General features: G+C 67.4%; 13 protein-coding genes. 9 read left to right on the top strand and 4 right to left on the bottom strand.

All coding sequences use genetic code 11. From position 1 onward, the window contains the following. Positions 1 to 11: 11 nt before the first annotated feature. The 8 genes from D1604_RS12165 to D1604_RS12130 all read left to right on the top strand — a co-directional run bounded on the left by D1604_RS12165 (position 12) and on the right by D1604_RS12130 (position 8,599). Positions 12 to 1,217: a CaiB/BaiF CoA transferase family protein gene (locus D1604_RS12165; protein ID WP_119413490.1), complete on the top strand. Its 1,206-nt coding sequence runs from the start codon at positions 12 to 14 to the stop codon at positions 1,215 to 1,217. Between the two features lie 137 nt (positions 1,218 to 1,354). Then, the gene (locus tag D1604_RS12160; RefSeq protein ID WP_119413489.1) at positions 1,355 to 2,293 is read left to right on the top strand and encodes an ABC transporter permease; all 939 of its coding nucleotides are present in this window, start codon (positions 1,355 to 1,357) and stop codon (positions 2,291 to 2,293) included. Continuing rightward, on the top strand, positions 2,290 to 3,096 hold the full coding sequence (locus tag D1604_RS12155) for an ABC transporter permease (protein WP_119413488.1): 807 nt from the start codon (positions 2,290 to 2,292) through the stop codon (positions 3,094 to 3,096). Before D1604_RS12160 ends, D1604_RS12155 begins: the two co-directional genes overlap by 4 nt. Continuing rightward, a complete protein-coding gene (locus D1604_RS12150; RefSeq protein WP_158584928.1) occupies positions 3,093 to 3,902 on the top strand; it encodes an ABC transporter ATP-binding protein in 810 nt (269 codons plus the stop codon). The genes D1604_RS12155 and D1604_RS12150 overlap by 4 nt, the downstream gene beginning before the upstream one ends. Then, on the top strand, positions 3,899 to 4,792 hold the full coding sequence (locus D1604_RS12145) for an ABC transporter ATP-binding protein (protein WP_119413486.1): 894 nt from the start codon (positions 3,899 to 3,901) through the stop codon (positions 4,790 to 4,792). Before D1604_RS12150 ends, D1604_RS12145 begins: the two co-directional genes overlap by 4 nt. Beyond that, positions 4,789 to 6,330 carry an ABC transporter substrate-binding protein gene (locus D1604_RS12140; RefSeq protein ID WP_119413485.1) on the top strand — a complete coding sequence of 514 codons (1,542 nt, stop codon included), beginning with the start codon at positions 4,789 to 4,791 and terminating at the stop codon, positions 6,328 to 6,330. Before D1604_RS12145 ends, D1604_RS12140 begins: the two co-directional genes overlap by 4 nt. A 2-nt stretch (positions 6,331 to 6,332) precedes the next feature. Beyond that, positions 6,333 to 7,772, top strand: a complete 1,440-nt coding sequence (locus D1604_RS12135; protein ID WP_119413484.1) for an FAD-dependent oxidoreductase — start codon at positions 6,333 to 6,335, stop codon at positions 7,770 to 7,772. After that, positions 7,769 to 8,599 (top strand): alpha/beta fold hydrolase, encoded by an 831-nt coding sequence (locus tag D1604_RS12130; protein ID WP_119413483.1) that lies wholly within the window; start codon positions 7,769 to 7,771, stop codon positions 8,597 to 8,599. The genes D1604_RS12135 and D1604_RS12130 overlap by 4 nt, the downstream gene beginning before the upstream one ends. Positions 8,600 to 8,640: 41 nt before the next feature. Here the strand turns inward: D1604_RS12130 and D1604_RS12125 are convergent, their stop codons facing one another. Genes D1604_RS12125 through D1604_RS12115 form a run of 3 tightly spaced genes read right to left on the bottom strand, consistent with a single transcriptional unit; the run spans position 8,641 to position 12,267 of the window. Then, positions 8,641 to 9,525, bottom strand: coding sequence for an SDR family NAD(P)-dependent oxidoreductase (locus D1604_RS12125; protein ID WP_119413482.1), 885 nt, complete (start codon positions 9,523 to 9,525; stop codon positions 8,641 to 8,643). A gap of 43 nt (positions 9,526 to 9,568) precedes the next feature. After that, complete coding sequence (locus D1604_RS12120) at positions 9,569 to 10,909, bottom strand: hypothetical protein (RefSeq protein ID WP_199683770.1); 1,341 nt, start codon at positions 10,907 to 10,909, stop codon at positions 9,569 to 9,571. A gap of 44 nt (positions 10,910 to 10,953) precedes the next feature. After that, positions 10,954 to 12,267: an MFS transporter gene (locus D1604_RS12115; protein ID WP_119413481.1), complete on the bottom strand. Its 1,314-nt coding sequence runs from the start codon at positions 12,265 to 12,267 to the stop codon at positions 10,954 to 10,956. A 302-nt stretch (positions 12,268 to 12,569) separates the two neighbouring features. On the opposite strand from D1604_RS12115, the gene D1604_RS12110 reads away from it, so the two are divergent. Then, positions 12,570 to 14,930 (top strand): TonB-dependent receptor, encoded by a 2,361-nt coding sequence (locus D1604_RS12110; protein WP_119413480.1) that lies wholly within the window; start codon positions 12,570 to 12,572, stop codon positions 14,928 to 14,930. A 111-nt stretch (positions 14,931 to 15,041) separates the two neighbouring features. Here D1604_RS12110 and D1604_RS12105 read toward each other — a convergent pair whose 3' ends face one another. Beyond that, a complete protein-coding gene (locus tag D1604_RS12105) occupies positions 15,042 to 16,283 on the bottom strand; it encodes a serine hydrolase domain-containing protein (RefSeq protein WP_119413479.1) in 1,242 nt (413 codons plus the stop codon). Positions 16,284 to 16,285 lie beyond the last annotated feature (2 nt).

Here is a 16,285-nt window from a genome sequence, read left to right as displayed (position 1 = left end):
AGGAGACTGTCATGACCCCCAGCCCCGCGATTTCGAAGACCGCCTGCGGCCCGCTTCACGGCGTGCGGGTTCTGGACCTGTCGCGGGTGCTGGCGGGGCCTTGGGCGACGCAGACCCTGGCCGATCTTGGGGCCGAGGTCATCAAGATCGAACGGCCGGGCGCCGGCGACGACACCCGCCATTGGGGCCCGCCCTTCACCACCACGACCGACGGCGCGCCCGGCGACGCCGCCTATTTCCTGTGCGCCAACCGGGGCAAGAAGTCGGTCGAGCTGGACATCGCCAGCCCGGAAGGCGCCGAGGCCGTGCGCCGTCTGGCCGCGACCTGCGACGTGGTGGTCGAGAACTTCAAGACCGGCGGGCTGAAGAAATACGGCCTCGACTACGCCTCGCTGGCGGCGATCAATCCGAGGCTGGTCTACTGCTCGATCACCGGCTTCGGACAGGACGGGCCGGACGCGCACCGGGCCGGCTACGACTACATGATCCAGGCCATGGGCGGGCTGATGTCGATCACCGGCCAGCCTGACGGCGCGCCGGGCGCCGAGCCGATGAAGGTCGGGGTGGCGGTCGTCGACCTGTTCACCGGCCTTTACGCCTCCAACGCCATCCTTGCGGCCCTGTGGCACGCGCGGGCGACCGGCGAGGGCCAGCACGTCGATATCGCCCTGTTCGACGTTCAGGCCGCCATGCTGGCCAATCAGGCGACCAACTACTTCGTGTCCGGCAAGGCGCCGACGCGGATGGGCAACGCCCACCCCAATCTGGCCCCCTATCAGCCCTTCGCCTGTTCCGACGGGATGGTGATCATCGCCGTGGGCAACGACGGCCAGTTCCGCGCCCTGTGCGGCGCCCTGGGGCTGGAAGTCGAGGACCGCTTCGCCACCAACGCCCTGCGGGTCGCTGAGCGCGAGGCGCTGGGTCCGCTGATCGCGGCGAAGACGGCGGGCTTCACCATGCAGGGGCTGATGCAGGCGCTGGAGGCGGCGGGCGTGCCCTGCGGCCCGGTCAACACCATCGATCAGGTGTTCGCCGAGCCTCAGGCCATCCATCGCGGCCTGACGGTCGAACAGACGCGGGCCGATCTGGCCGATCCGATCCGCACCGTCGCCTCGCCCATCCGACTATCGAAGACGCAGGTGCGATACGACGCCCCGCCGCCGAGGCTGGGGCAGGATACGGACGATGTGCTCGGCGATCTCAAGTCCGGCGATTGAGCGCCGTTGACAGGCGCTTCGCTTACCCTAAGGATGATGTCTTAACTTAGATACGACTCTGCGGCGGAGACCGTTCAGGACATGCCCAAGCCTCTACCGAGCGTTTCGGCCCGCAGCAAAGCGAGCCGCCGCACCTGATGTTTTCCTCTTCTCGTATGCTTGGCGGCTTGAGGGACTTCGCCTTTGTCCTGATCGCCGCAATGACAGTGCTGTTCTTCCTGCTGCGGCTGACCGGCGACCCGGCCCTGGTCATTGCGGGCGAAGCCGCCTCTCCGGCTCAGATCGAGGCGATCCGCGTCGAATACGGCTTCGACAGGAGCCTGATCGTCCAGTACGGCCAGACCATGCTGCGGCTGCTTCAGGGCGACTTCGGCAAGTCGCTGACCGATGGAAGCCCGGCCCTGGGCAAGGTGCTGGCCTCCCTGCCCGCCACCCTGTTCCTGGCCGCAATGGCGCTGAGTCTGAACCTGCTGATCTCCCTGCCGCTGGGCGCCTGGCTGGGGCAGAAGCGCACCGGGGCGGCGCGTCGTGCGGTGCGCGGCGTGCTGACGGTGATGCAGGGATTTCCCGGTTTCGTCATCGCCCTGCTGTTGATCAACCTGTTCGCCGCCGGGCTCGAATGGCTGCCCTCGATCGGCTACGGCGGGCCGGCGACCTGGGTGCTGCCGGTGATCTCGGTCGTCTCCTTCCTGGCCCCCAAGCTGATCCGCGTGGTCGAGGCCAACACTCATGCCGCCCTGGCCGCCGACTTCGTGCGCACCGCCCGCTCGACCGGGGCGTCCGAAAACCAGATCCTGTGGCGCCATGTTCTACCCAACGCCCTGCTGGGCGCCGTCGCCCTGATCGGGGCTGAACTGGCCTTCATGCTGACGGGTCTGGTGGTCATCGAGACCATCTTCGCCTGGCCCGGCATCGGCTGGCTGCTGGTGCAGTCCACGCTGAACCTGGACTTCCCCGTGGTGCAGGCCGTGGTCTTCGTCATGGTGGTCAGCGTCTTCCTCAGCAACGCCGTCACCGAGGCGGTGCAGGCCCTGCTGGACCCGCGCATCCGCAGCCGCGCGAGGGCTGCATCATGAGCCGCAGCCTGTCCCCCGCCATTGTCGGCGCCGGCGTGGTGGGCCTGTTCTGCCTCGCCGTCATGATCTTCGGCGACGCCCTGTCCGGCCACGATCACCGCGCCATCGATCTGTCTATGCGTCTGGCCGCGCCGCTGGCGCCGGGCCATCTGTTGGGAACGGACGAACTGGGGCGCGACGTGCTGGCGCGCCTGCTGAACGGCATGCGCTGGTCGGCAGGGTCGGCCCTGTGCGCTACCCTGATCGCCTTCAGCATCGGCACGACCTTCGGCCTGGCGGCGGCGCACAAGGGCGCCTGGCTGGGCGGCGCCCTGAAGCTGCTGACCACCTTCACCCAGTCCTTTCCGTCCTTCGTCATGGCGGTGACGGTGATCGCCCTGCTGGGCGACAGCGGCTTCTGGGCGGTCACACTGACGCTCGGCCTGGTGACCTGGCCGGTCTTCTCCCGCGTCGTCTACGCCGAGGCCAGCAGCCTGTTTCAGCGCGAATACGTCCAGGCCGCCGAAATGACCGGCATGAGCGTCGCGCGTCTTTACGCCCACCACGTTCTGCCGGCCCTGGTCCCGACGCTGTCGGTGCTGGTGGTCTTCCACTTCGCCGAGATGATCGTGGCTGAAAGCGCCCTGTCCTTCCTGGGCATCGGCGCGCCGCTGGGGGCCGCGACCTGGGGCGCCATGTTGAGCGAAGGACGCGCCTTCATGCTGCAGGCCCCATGGCTGACGCTGGGCCCGGCCTTCGCCATGGTCATCATCATCGTGGCCGCCCACAGCGTGGGCCAGCACCTGCGGAATCTGACCCGATGAGCGTTGCTGAGCTGAACACGGCGCACGAAATGGTGCTGGATATCCGCAAGCTGAGGCTGGAGACCGTCGCCGACCGCCGCGTCCTGATCCCCAACCTCGACCTGACGATCCGCCGCGGCGAGATCGTCGGCCTGGTCGGCCAGTCGGGGTCGGGCAAGACCCTGACCTGCTTCGCAGTCGGCGGCCTGGTTCCGCAGGGCGTGCGCGTCGCGGGCGGCGAGATTCATCTGGAAGGCCGCCGCATCGACAATCTGGCCGAGGCGGAATGGCGCGCCGTGCGCGGCGGTCGCATCGGCATGGTGTTCCAGGACCCCCTGTCCTCGTTCAACCCGGTGAAGACGGTCGGCTCCATTCTGATCGAGTCGGCGCGACGCCATCGCGGCCTTGACAAGGCGGCCGCCCGCGCCCTGGCTGTCGAAACCCTGCGCGCGATGCGCCTGCCGGGCGCCGACGCCTGCGTCGACGCCTTCCCGCACCAGTTGTCGGGCGGGCAACGCCAACGCGCCATGATCGGCCTGGCGCTGATCAATCAGCCCGCGCTGATCCTGGCCGACGAGCCGACCACGGCGCTGGACCCGACGGTTCAGTTGCAGATTCTGGCCCTGTTGCGGCGTCAGGCCCAGCAGGCCGCCGCCCTGATGATCACCCACGACATCGCCGCCGCCGGCGCCGTCTGCGACCGCATCGCCGTCATGCTGGAAGGCGAGATCGTCGAGGAAGGCCCCACGGCGCAGGTGCTGTACGAGCCCCGGCATCCCTTCACCCGCAGCCTGCGGGACGCCGCCCACCTGGGGAGACGGGCATGACCGCGCCGCTTCTGTCGATTCAGAACCTGGGGGTCGCTTACGGCAGCGGACGTGACCGCCGCTTCGTCCTGCGCGGCGCCGGTTTCGACCTGGCGCCCGGTCAGGTCATGGCCATCGTCGGCGAGTCGGGATCGGGCAAGTCGACCCTGGTCCGCGCCGTCGCCGGGCTGGCGACGCCCGCCGAGGGAGAAATCCTGTTTGAAGGCGTCGCCCTGCCGCCTCTGGGCAAACGCTCCAAGACTATGCTGCACGGCATCCAGATGGTCTTTCAGGACCCCGGCGCCAGTCTGAACCCGCGCCAGTCGATCCGCACCGTGCTGGAAGAACCGCTGATCGTGGTGGGCAAGCTGGACGGCGCGGCGCGACGGCGGCGGGTCGAAGAACTGATGGACCTCGTTCATCTGGACCATCGTCTGCTGGACCTGCGGCCCTCCGCCCTGTCCGGCGGGCAGAAACAGCGCGTCGCCATCGCCCGCGCCCTGTCCATGGAGCCGCGCCTGCTGATCGCCGACGAGGCGCTTTCGGCGCTGGACTTCGCCAATCAGGACAAGGTCTCCGCCCTGCTGCTGGAGCTGAAGGATCGGCTGAATCTGGCCATGCTGTTCGTCTCGCACGACATGCGCAGCGTGCGCCGCATGGCCGACCACGTCTGCGTCATCGAAGGCGGTCAGGTCGTAGAACAGGGGCCGGTCGCAGAGGTCCTCTACCACCCCAAGAGCGCCTATACGCAGTTGTTGCTGGCCGCCGCCCTCAACCCGGCCGCCGCCCTGGCCGACCCGCGCCTGAGCGCCGCCCTGGAAGCCGGCGGGCCGATCTCGGACGAGGCGCTGGCGGGCGTGATGGACATCATCGGCGCGAACGCCCTCATGCAGGAGCAGTCCCCCTCATGACGCCGAAAAGCCTTCGCCTCTTCATCGCCGCGTGTCTGGGAGCGGCCCTGGTCGCCGCCTGCGGACAGGGCGGCGCGAGCCAGCCGACGCCTGCGACCGGCAGCCAGGTGCTGCGCGTCGCCGCCGGCAGCCTGCCCTCCAGTCTGGGCAATCCGTTCCGGGGCAACAGCCGTCCCGGCTCCCTGCTGTGGCTGGCCATCTACGACGGCCTGACCGCCATCGACGACAACGACCAGCTGGGGCCGGGTCTGGCGACCGAATGGACGCTGGTCGAACCGACGGTCTGGCGCTTCAAGCTGCGCGAAGGCGTGCGTTACTCCAACGATCGCCCGTTCGACGCCGAGGCTGCGGCCGAGGTCTTCGCCTTCCTGCGCTCGGATCAGGGCAAGCGCAGCCTGATCGGCTCCGAAGCCCGCGGCATCGTCGAAGTGCGCGCCGTCGCGCCGCTGGAGCTGGAGATCCGCACCGAACGGCCCGATCCGGTCCTGCCGCGCCGCCTGGCCGCCATCATGATGATCGAGCCGAAGGCCCTGGCCGATATGGGCATGGACGCCTACGCCCAGAAGCCGGTCGGCACCGGCGCCTTCGTCATGACCGGCTGGGACCAGCGCACCCGCCGCCTGACCCTGGCCCGAAACCCGAAGTCGTGGCGCCCGTCGACGATCGACGGCGTGGTCTTCTATGAACTGCCGAGCGCGGCGGGGCGGACACAGGCCCTGCTGTCGGGCGATGTGGACCTGTCGCTGGTCGACCTGGAGGAGACGGAGCGGCTGGAGCGCAACGGCTTCCACGTCCTCTACACCCCCGCCATGCAGGTGAAGGCCTACTCCTTCCGCAATGTGGGCGGCGATCCGGCCTCGCCCCTGCGCGACGTTCGCGTGCGTCAGGCGCTCAACTACGCCGTCGACAAGGAGGCGATCGCCTCCCTGCTGCCGGAAAACGCCAAGCCGTCGGGCCAGCCTGCGGCCAGGGGGGTGTTCGGCTACGACCCGACCATCCCGCCCTACCCCTACGACCCCGCCAAGGCGCGCCGTCTGCTGGCCGAGGCCGGTTACCCGAACGGCTTCAATCTGACGATGGAGGTCCTGACCGACGCGGCGCCGGGCGACGACATGATGTCCCAGGCCGTGGCCGAATACTGGCGCGCCGTCGGCGTCGACACCCGCCTCAAGGTCATGACCATGCCGGACTTCCTGGTGAAGTATCAGACCAACAGCTGGTCGGGCGAGGCGCTGGCCCTGTCGTGGAACAGCTTCCAGTATTACGATGTCACTCGCGCGATGGAGGACTTCTCCTGCATGCGGCCGACGCCCTTCTTCTGCGACGCGGAAATCACCGACAAGCTGAAGATCGCGCGCGAGATCATGGATGATGACGAGCGGTTGAAGGCCTATCAGGCGCTGGGCCGTCTGTACCGCGAGGCGGCGCCCTCCCTGTTCCTGATCGAGCACCAAGACCTGTTCGCCTATGCGCCCAGGGTCGGCCATGTGAAGATTCGCCACCGCGTGCCGGTCTACGAAGAAATGACCCTGCGTTGAACATGACCTCAGGCGCCGCTCCCTGGGACCTCATCATCGTCGGCGGCGGCGCCGCCGGTATGGCGGCAGCCATCTTCTCGGCGGAACGTGCGTCCCGCGTCCTGTTGATCGACCACGCCGATGTGCTGGGCGGAACACTCTGGGTCGCCAACGGCCAGTTGAGCGCGGCGGGCACGCGCCTGCAGCGCGACAAGGGGATCGAAGACGACGCCCAGGCGCATTTCGACGATGTCATGCGCTTGAGCCGAGGCACGGTGAACAAGGCCCTGGTGCGGCTGGCGGTATGGAACGCCGCCGAGACGTTCGACTGGCTGATGGAACAGGGTTTCGACGTCGATCCCGCCTGTCCGGTCGACGGCGTCGGCCACGAGCCCTATTCGCGAGCCCGCTACTACTGGGGCCGAAACGGCGGCGCCTCGCTGCGCGACGTCATGATCCCGCGCATCGAGCAGGCCGTCGCAGACGGCCGGATCAGCCTGCGGCTGGGCCATGAAGCGCTGAGCCTGACGACCAACCCCGGCGGCGCCGTGACCGGGGTTGCGACCCGCGACGCCCACGGCGCCGAACATCATTTCGAGGCCGCCCAGACCGTGCTGGCGACGGGCGGCTATTCCGCCTCGCCTGACATCTATCAGGCCATGAACGGCGTCCCGCTCTACACCAATCTGCCCTATGTCTATTCGCAGGGCGTCGGGCACCGGCTGGGCTGCAGCGTCGGCGGATGGCTGCGCGGCCGGGAGAACTTCTTCATCAACTTCGGCTTCCTGCTGGACGGCGAAGGACCGCGCCCCGGCATGGTCGGCCGGTTGAACACCTATCCCCAGCGTCGTCCGCCGTGGGAGATCTACGTCAACGCCCACGGCGACCGCTTTGTGCGCGAAGACATGGAGTCGGTCGATGCCCGCGAAAACGCCCTGCTGGAGCAGCCCGAGCAACGTTACTGGGTCGTGTTCGACGAGCGGATCCTGAGCGAAGCGCCGCCGTTCATCGCCGGCTTCGACGCCGATGAAATCCGCGCTCTGTTCGAGGAAGACCGTCCCTTCTTCTACAAGGCGGACGATCTGAAGACTCTGGCCTCGGCGGCGGGCGTCGACGCGCACGGCCTGATGCGCGCCGTGCGCGGCTATAATTACGGCGTCCATTCCGGCAACGACTTCCTGGGCCGCCGCCATCTGCCTCTCCCGATCGCGCAGGGCCCCTTCTACGCCATACGGGTGCAGGGGGCGGCGGTCAGCAGCGCGGTCGGCCTGGCCGTCAACGACCAGCTTCAGGTGATCCGCCCGGACGGCTCGGCCATACCGGGGCTGTGGGCCGTCGGCGAACTGCTGGGCGCAAGCCAGACCATGGGACGCGCCGTCTGCGGAGGCATGATGGCGACGCCCGCCCTGACGTTTGGGCGCCTGTTGGGCCAGAGGCTCATCCCGTTGACCTCCCGAACATGAACTCCGCCTGGACCAGCGGGCGTCGCCGCTATGTCGACGGTCTCTGGGGGCAGGTCCACCTGCGCGAGTGGGGCTCCGGCCGCCCCCTGTTTCTGCTGCACCAGACGCCGTGGAGCGGGGTTCAGTTCCACCGCCTGGCCCCCTTGCTGGCGCAGACCGGCTGGCGGATCATCGCGCCCGATACGCCGGGCTACGGCCTCTCCGACCGCCCGTCCGCTCCACCGGCCATCGACGACTACGCCGACAACCTGGCCGTCGTGTTCGACAGCCTCGACGTTTCGGACGCCGTGATCGCGGGACATCACACCGGGGCGCTGATCGCCGCCGCCTTCGCCGCCGCCCGACCTGACAGGACCAGCGGCCTGATCCTCGACAATCCGCCCTTCTACACCGCCGCAGAACGCGCCCAACGTCTGGCCCTGCCGCACCACGCCCATGCGCCCGAAGAGGGCGGCGGCCATTTCACATCGCGCTGGCGTTTCATGCGAGGAATGGCGGACCCCAACCTCTCCGTCGCCGGACTGCACCTGGCCATCATCGCCCATCATGTGAACGACGCGGGCGCCGATCACGGCCATGCCGCCGCCTATGCCTGGGACATGGCCGACATCCTGGACGCCATCGTCGCCCCGACGCTGGTGTTGTCCAGTCGTGGCGATCCCGTTCATGCTCACGGCGCCCGTCTGCTGAAACGCAGACCCGACTGGCGCGAAAGAGATCTGGTCACAGGCACGGCGACGGCGTTGGAAACCCCCGAACGCTGGCGCGAAGCGGTCCTGCCCTTTTTGACCAGCCTAAGCGCCGCCACTCCAACCTCTGCTCGTTAAAAAGCACCACCGTTTAGAATCTCGAAGGCGTCAGCCCGAAATTATGCCGTCACCGGGCCTTCCACGCCCGCCGAGGCCATTTCCTGGGCCGCCTGCTGGAAGCCGAAGGCGGGGACCGCCTCGCCGGCGCGGTCGCTCGCCTCGCCCCAGCGCGCGATCAGCTGTTCGCCGGCGTCCTCGGCCCCGCCGATGCGCACGCCCTGCGTCAGGGTGATGTTGGACGTGGCGAAGTGGCCGGCGCCCGCGCACAGGATGGCGCGCGTCGGGGCGTCCTCGCTGACCAGGGCCAGCAGGCCGGGGCTGACCAGGGCCGGGTCCAGCGCCTTCAGCACCTCTTCGGACAGGATGCCCGCCGTCATCTGCGTCGCCGCCGTCGGGGCCAGGGCGTTGACCTTGATGTCGTATTTGGCCCCCTCGATGGCCAGGGTCTGCATCAGCCCGACCTGGGCCAGCTTGGCCGCGCCGTAGTTGGCCTGGCCGAAGTTGCCGTACAGGCCCGACGACGAGGTGGTCATGACGATGCGGCCGTAGGTCTGGGCGCGCATGATCTCCCACACCGCCTTGGAGCAGATGGCGGCGCCCATCAGGTGCACGTCCACCACCAGTCGGAAGTCGTCCATCGTCATCTTGGCGAAGCTCTTGTCGCGCAGGATGCCGGCGTTGTTGACCAGGATGTCGATCCGGCCCCAGGCCTGCATCGCCGCATCGACCATCGCCTGGACCGCGTCCACGTCGGTCACCGACCCGGCCGCCGCCATCGCCTGACCGCCCGCCGCGACGATCTCGTCCACGACACCCTGCGCCGCCGCCTCGGCCAGATCATTGACCACGACCCGCGCGCCCTGCGAGGCCAGATACAGCGCGTGACAGCGGCCCAGCCCCCCGCCCGAACCCGTCACGATCGCCACTCGGTCCTTCAGCAACATCCCTGCAAACTCCTACTCATGATGGAACACTAGACGCGACGTCTCAGGCCGGCGTCGCCAGAACCGCCTCGATCAGGCGGCGGAAGCCCTCGGCCCCCGTCCGGGTCGCCGCCACGTCGATGCAGCGCGCATCGTCCTCGGCCACGTGGTGGTAGCGGTGAATGCCGAAGGTGCCGGCGGCGGGCGCATAACCGGCGCGCACGACCTCATCGAGTTCTCCGGCCGTCATCACGGCGCTGGAGACCGGCGCCTCATGCCCCGGCTGTCCGGCGAAAAGGCTGCGTGCCAGAGGCAGGAACTCGGGCGAGATCGACAGATAGCGCTGGCTGTCCACGCTGGGCAGAGGCTCAAGGTAGCCGGGCAGTTCGTGCCAGTCGCGCGCGGCGAAGTTGGCGCCCAGGTGCAGCCAGAACCGGGTGCCGGCCGGGGGCGGGGCGATCTTCTTCATCGCCTCGGACGCCCCGAGATACTCATACTCATGACCCGTGTTGCAGACGAAGGCGAGGTCATGGTCCGGCAGGCCCTTCGCCGCCCAGCGCGCCAGCGCCAGCCAGGCCGCCGCCCCGCCGCCGCGCTCGGCCGCGCAGGTGAACCAGCCGGAGCGCGGCGTCGATACGGCCAGCCAGCGCCCCTTGCCCCGGTCGACACGGCCGACGAAGTTGAAGGCCGGTCGATGGCCGCCCGCGCCGTCGAGGGTCAGGCGCGCCTCCTGACGGGTGACGGCGCCGGTCAGGAACGCCCCGGCGTCCTCGGGCGCCAGCAGGGCGACCGGACCGCTGAACATCGGTTTGCGACCATCGGCGTTCAGGGCGATCACCTTGCCGGTCGGGCCGTTGGTGATGGCGACCACGGCCCTGGCCCCGGCGGCGAAGGCCGCTTCGACCGGACGGCGCGCCGCCGGAATGATCATGGTGGACCAGCGCCCGAACGGCAGGTCCACCAGGGCGATCGCCCCTTCAAGCGATCCGGCGTAGGCGCCGCGCGCATCAACCCGCACCAGCGGTCCGGACACGCCCTGCGGCCCCGTCGGGATGACGATCGGCTGAGGATAGACGGCGGCGCGCGCCTCTCCCATCGTCAGTTCCGCCGCCGTCGCCTCGAAATAGGGGACGTCATAATACTGGCGCTCGACGGCATAGCCTGCGGCGGTCAGTTCGGCCGCCATCCACTCCCCGCAGGCGTTGTCTCCCTCGCCGCCCGCCTGCTTGATGCCGAAGTCGATATAGCGGCGCAGGTCGTGCTCGACTTTTGCGTCGAAGCCGGCCGAGGTTGGGGCCTGCAAACTGGTCGATGCGGTCGCTGACGAGGCGCCCAGGCCGACGGCCCCGCCCACGGACAGCAGGGCGCTGGTTCCCAGAAAACGACGTCGGCTTGCATCAATCATGACAGTCTCCTTGATCTCTGACAGGCGGGCGCTGTCGACGCGCATTACTCGGCCATGCCCTGACGCAGCCGCTGGCCCAGCAGGATCACGCTCAGGAAGGACACGGCGCACATGGCGGTCAGATAGATGGAAATAGACAGGCTGGATTCGTAGCGCGCGAACAGGGCCGTCGCGATGATGGGCGCAAAGCCGCCCCCCACGACCGCCCCGACCTGATAACCCAAAGAAGCCCCGGAATAGCGGATCGACTTGGGAAACAGCTCGGCGAAGAGGGCTGCCTGCGGGCCGTACATCAGGCTGATGAACAGCAGTTGCACCGTAATGGCGGCGACGACCTGAACCGGCGATCCGCTGTCGATCATCGGGAAGACTGCAAAGGCCCAGCCCCCGGACACCACGGCGCCGATCAGGAAAATCCCCTTGCGACCGAAGCGATCCGACAGGGCGCCGCACGCCATCAATCCGGGAACCATCACCAGACTGCCGACCATCACCGCCCCCAGCAGCAGATTACGGTCCAGCCCTACGCTGGTCGCGCCATAGGCGACCGCATAGGTGATGGCGACATAGAAGCAGGTGTTGTTGGCCACGAAGGTGCCGCCTGCCAGCAGGATCTCACGCCAATGGCTGCGAACCGCCTGGAACAGAGGCGAGCGACGCCTGACCACTATCTTGGGGGCCTCCGCCTTGGGCGCATCCTTCCGGGGCGCGTCCGGCTCGGCCACCTTGAAGTGAATCAGCAGGCCGATGACGATCAACAGAACGCTCACCAGAAAGCCGATGCGCCAGCCCCAGACCATGAAGGCCGCGTCTGAAACCGAAGCGCTGGTGATCAGGAAGACCGTATTGGCCAGAACCACGCCCAGCGGCACGCCCGCCTGAACGAAACTACCGTATAATCCGCGCTTGCTCGCTGGGGCGCTTTCAATCGCCAGCAGGGCCGCTCCACCCCACTGGCCGCCGACCGCAAGTCCCTGAACGAAGCGCAGGGCCACCAGCATCAGCGGCGCCCAGACCCCGACCTGTGCATAGGTCGGCAGCAGGCCGATCAGCACGGTGGACACGCCCATGATGAGCATGGCTGCGACCAGAGCCCGCTTGCGACCGTGGGTGTCGCCCATATGCCCGAACAGCATCCCTCCGACCGGCCGGGCGATGAACCCCACGGCGAAGGTGCTGAAGGAGGCGATCTGCGCCACGAACAGCGGCAGGTCCGCCGGAAAGAACAGGTGCGGGAAGATCAGAGCCGCCGCTGTGCCGTAGATGAAGAAATCATACCACTCGACCGCTGCGCTGGCCGAGGCCATGACGGCCACCTTCAGCCCCGGCCTGCGGGTCGTCGCCGATATCTCCGCCATCCTGCCCTCCTCGCGTCCCCTGACGACATTCCCCGCTCAACGTCCGCCAGCCCTCCGGGGCTGTCAAGCAATTGCACGACAAGAAATATCTTATTGTTGGACATTAAAGCCTGGTGATGCACCGGGCCCTGCCCCCTCGCCTCTAATCAAGCCGCTAGGCCGGGACGCATGGCCCTCAGCTATAAAGTTATCCAATCTAGACACTATTGTCGTACAATGTTGACAAGCCAGGAAGGCGGAGAGATTGTCCCCCCTCAGCCGTCGCAAAGAAGTCGGCGTCATATGAGGGAGAGGAATCGGGCATGGCACGTTGGATTGCATGTTCATCAGCGGCGCTGCTGGCGGTAATGACGCCCGCCGTCGTCGTCGCGCAGACTCAGGACAGCCCGGCGCCGACAGCGGCGGATCAGGCGTCCGCGACCAACGTCGGCGACGTCGTGGTCACGGCGCGCCGTCGCGAAGAAGCCGTCCGCGACGTGCCCTCGACGATCACGGCCCTCAGCGGCGAACAGCTGGAGAAGAAGAGCCCGATCGAAGGCGTCGGCGATCTGCTCCAGACCGTGCCGGGCGTTCGCTTCAACGGCGTCCAGAGCGAAAACCTCTCTGAAATCTCGGTGCGGGGCTCAGGCACCCAGCGCGCCACCAGCGCCGATTCCGGCGTCGGCCTGTTCGTCAACGGCGCCTATGTCGGCAGCAGCACCCTGGGCGGGCGCAACTTCAAGCGGTTGGACTATTTCGACATCGCCCGCGTTGAGGTTCTGGAAGGCCCGCAAGGCGCCCTTTACGGCCGCAACTCCGAGTTCGGCACCGTCAACATCGTCCTGGCCGAGCCGACGTTCCGCAACGCTGGGCGTCTTTCGGCCACCTATACCGACGATCTGGGCCAACTGCGCGTCGAGGGCGTCGTCAACCAGAAGATCAATGACAAGGTCGCCGTGCGCGTCGGCGCCCAGGTCACCGGGCAGGGCGACGGCATCTATTACAACCCCAAGCGCGACGTTTATTACGACCACACCGACGGCTACATCGTGCGCGGCCAACTCCGCTACAACGACGGCCCGTGGGACGTGAAATTCCTGGTCGACGCCCAAGACATGAACCTGCCGACCTTCGCCAACCAGTGGGTCGTGCCGCCGGGCAAGCTGGCCAACCTGCCGCTGGGCTATACCGGCCCGCGTTATGACATTCCGCAGGACACCACCAACAGCCTGAACCAGAACGTCCAGCGCGCCATGCTGATCGCCAAATACGATCTGGGCTGGGGCGAGATCACCTCGACGACGATGGCCCAGCGCTATCGCTCGCGTCAGAACTTCTCGGCGGCGGTCGACCTGGCCACCCAGGCGATGTTCCAGTCCCAGGGCCAGGCCGGGCTCTACCCTCTGGGCCAGACCTCGACCGATGTGACGGACAAGACCTTCTATCAGGACATCCACATCACCAGCGAAGCCCTGGACGGCAAGCTGCAGTGGCTGGCGGGCACCGAGGTCCTGTTTCAGGACGACATGTATATTCGCGACTCGGTCACCAGCCCGTGCGTGATCACCGCCACGTCCGGCATCTGTGGCGGCACGCCGACGACGCCGATCTGCTATCAGCTGACGCCGAACTCCCTGCCCTGCCCGACGCCCTTCCCGCGCCCGTTCGGCGCCAAGCGCATCTCGCCGTCGGAATACGCCTCGGCCGCCGTCTACGGCTCTCTGAAGTACGACATCGGCCAGCTGTCGCTCAGCGGCGAGCTGCGTTATTCGCACGACGACAAGACGGTCAGCCAGGAAGACTATCTGCTGTACACGACCACCCTGTCGGGCACGCCGTCCACGTACAACTTCAAGCAGGACAACCTCAGCTACGCGGCCAGCGCCAGCTACCGCTTCGCCACCGAGCGCCCGACCCTGGTCTACGCCCGCACCGGCACCGGCTATCGCGCCGGCGGCGTCAACAACGGCCAGACCAATGAGAACGCGCCCAATCCCCTGCGGCCGACCTATGAGAACGAAAACACCACCAGCTATGAAATCGGCCTGAAGTCCGACCTGGCCAAGGGCGTCTTCCTGCGCGTGTCGGCCTATACGTCGCGCACCACCGACGCGATCGCCAGCGTGCTGGACGGCTGCACCGTGGCCAACGCCTGCGGACAGGCGGGCGCCAACTTCAACATCAACGGCGGCACCGTCGAGGTGAAGGGCGTGGAGGCCTCGCTGGATACGGTGTTCTGGATCGGTCAGGACCGTCTGGCCGTCAGCCTGAACGGCGCCAATCAGAACGCCGAGTTCACCAAGGTCGCCGCGGGCATCCCCGGCCTGCCCCTGCTGGGCAGCGCCGTGGCCCAGACGCCGGACTGGACCATGTCCGCCAACGTCAACTATCGCCACCCGATGGGCGACGACACGACCGGCTTCGTCAACGTCGCCTATAACGGCCAGCGTGGCGGCGGTCAGGACACGGTCACGGCGGCTTCGCCCTTCATCCCGCTGGAAGACATCGACAATGTCGACCTGCGTTTCGGCGTCGAGCACAAGCGTACCGCACTGGCCTTCTTCGTGAAGAACCTGACCAATGAAGTCGTGCCGGTGCTGAAGCTGCAGCAGGGCGATATTCCTCTGGCCTATCGCTACAGCCGCCCGCGCACCGCAGGCGTCACCCTGTCGTACCGCTGGTAAGTCAGGACAGAGCCTGAAAAACAGAAACCCCGCCGCTGTTCGACAGCGGCGGGGTTTTCATTGGGCGATCCGCAACGCCGCCGAGAGGGCGACTGCCGCCTCGGCGTCAGCTCAGGTCAGGGCCGAATAGATCAGGGTCTTCAGCTCGCGCCGGATCGGATACAGCAGCGACGGGCTGAGCTGGGTCATGAAGACCAGATGCAGCTTCTCGACAGGGTCGATGAAGAAGCTGGTCGAGAACATGCCGCCCCAATAGAATTCTCCGGCCGATCCGGGGATCATCGTCCGGGCCACGTCCTGGGTCACCGCAAAGCCAAGGCCGAAGCCGACGCCGCCGTTCTGCGTCTCGCTGAACAGCGACTGCGACAGGGTGGACAGGTCCGAGCGGCCCGGCAGATGGTTCATCGTCATCAGGTCGACGGTCTTGCGGCCCAGAAGGCGCACGCCGTCCAGTTCGCCGCCATTGGACAGCATCAGGCAGAAGCGGTGATAGTCGAGCGCCGTCGAGACTAGGCCGCCGCCGCCCGACAACAGCCTGGGCTTCTGCAACCACATGCTGCTTTCGCCGCGATCATACATGACCCGCCCGGCCGCAGGCCCGCCCCAGACATAGCAGTCGGTCAGGCGATCGGCCTTCTGGGCCGGCGCCATGAAGCCGGTGTCGTGCATCTTCAGCGGCGTGAAGATCTTCTCTTCGAAGAAGCGATCCAGCGTCATGCCGGACACCCGCTCGATCACCGCCCCCAGCACATCGGTCGCCACCGAATAGTTCCAGGCGGCGCCCGGCGCGAACTCCAGCGGCAGTCGGGCCAGGTCGGCGATGAAGGCGTTGATGTCGGCCTCGCCATACCAGTTCTCGACCGGCCCGGCGTTGGAGGCGCAGGCCCGATAGGCCGCGTCGATGTTGCTGCGATACTGGAAACCGTAGGTCAGGCCCGCGGTGTGGCGCAGCAGGTCCAGCATCCGCATCGGCTCGTCCAGCGGGCGCGTGGCGAACGGCGCCCCGGCCCCGCCGCTTTGATAGACGCCCACATCCTTGAACTGCGGCAGAACCTCATGGACCGGCGTGTCGACCGCGACCCTGCCCTCCTCGACCAGCATCATGAAGGCGACCGAGGTGACCGGCTTGGTCATGCTGGCGATGCGGAACATCGAGCCTTCGTCGATGGGCCTGTCCGACCCCTCCCGCGCCGCGCCCTGACTGCTGAAATGGACGATCTCATTGTCGCGGCTGATCAGGATCTGCGCGTGCGGCAGACGCCCCGTGTCCAGATAGCGTTCCTTCACAAAGGCGTCGACGCGGTTCAGCCGCCCGGCGTCGAAGCCGTGCTTTTCAGGCGCTTTCAACTGCATCG

It is taken from the genome of Brevundimonas sp. LPMIX5 (assembly GCF_003576505.1).
Classification (GTDB): Bacteria; Pseudomonadota; Alphaproteobacteria; order Caulobacterales; family Caulobacteraceae; genus Brevundimonas; species Brevundimonas naejangsanensis.
Note: the sequence above shows the minus strand (reverse complement) of the source record. Positions and strands in the feature narration are given on the sequence as shown.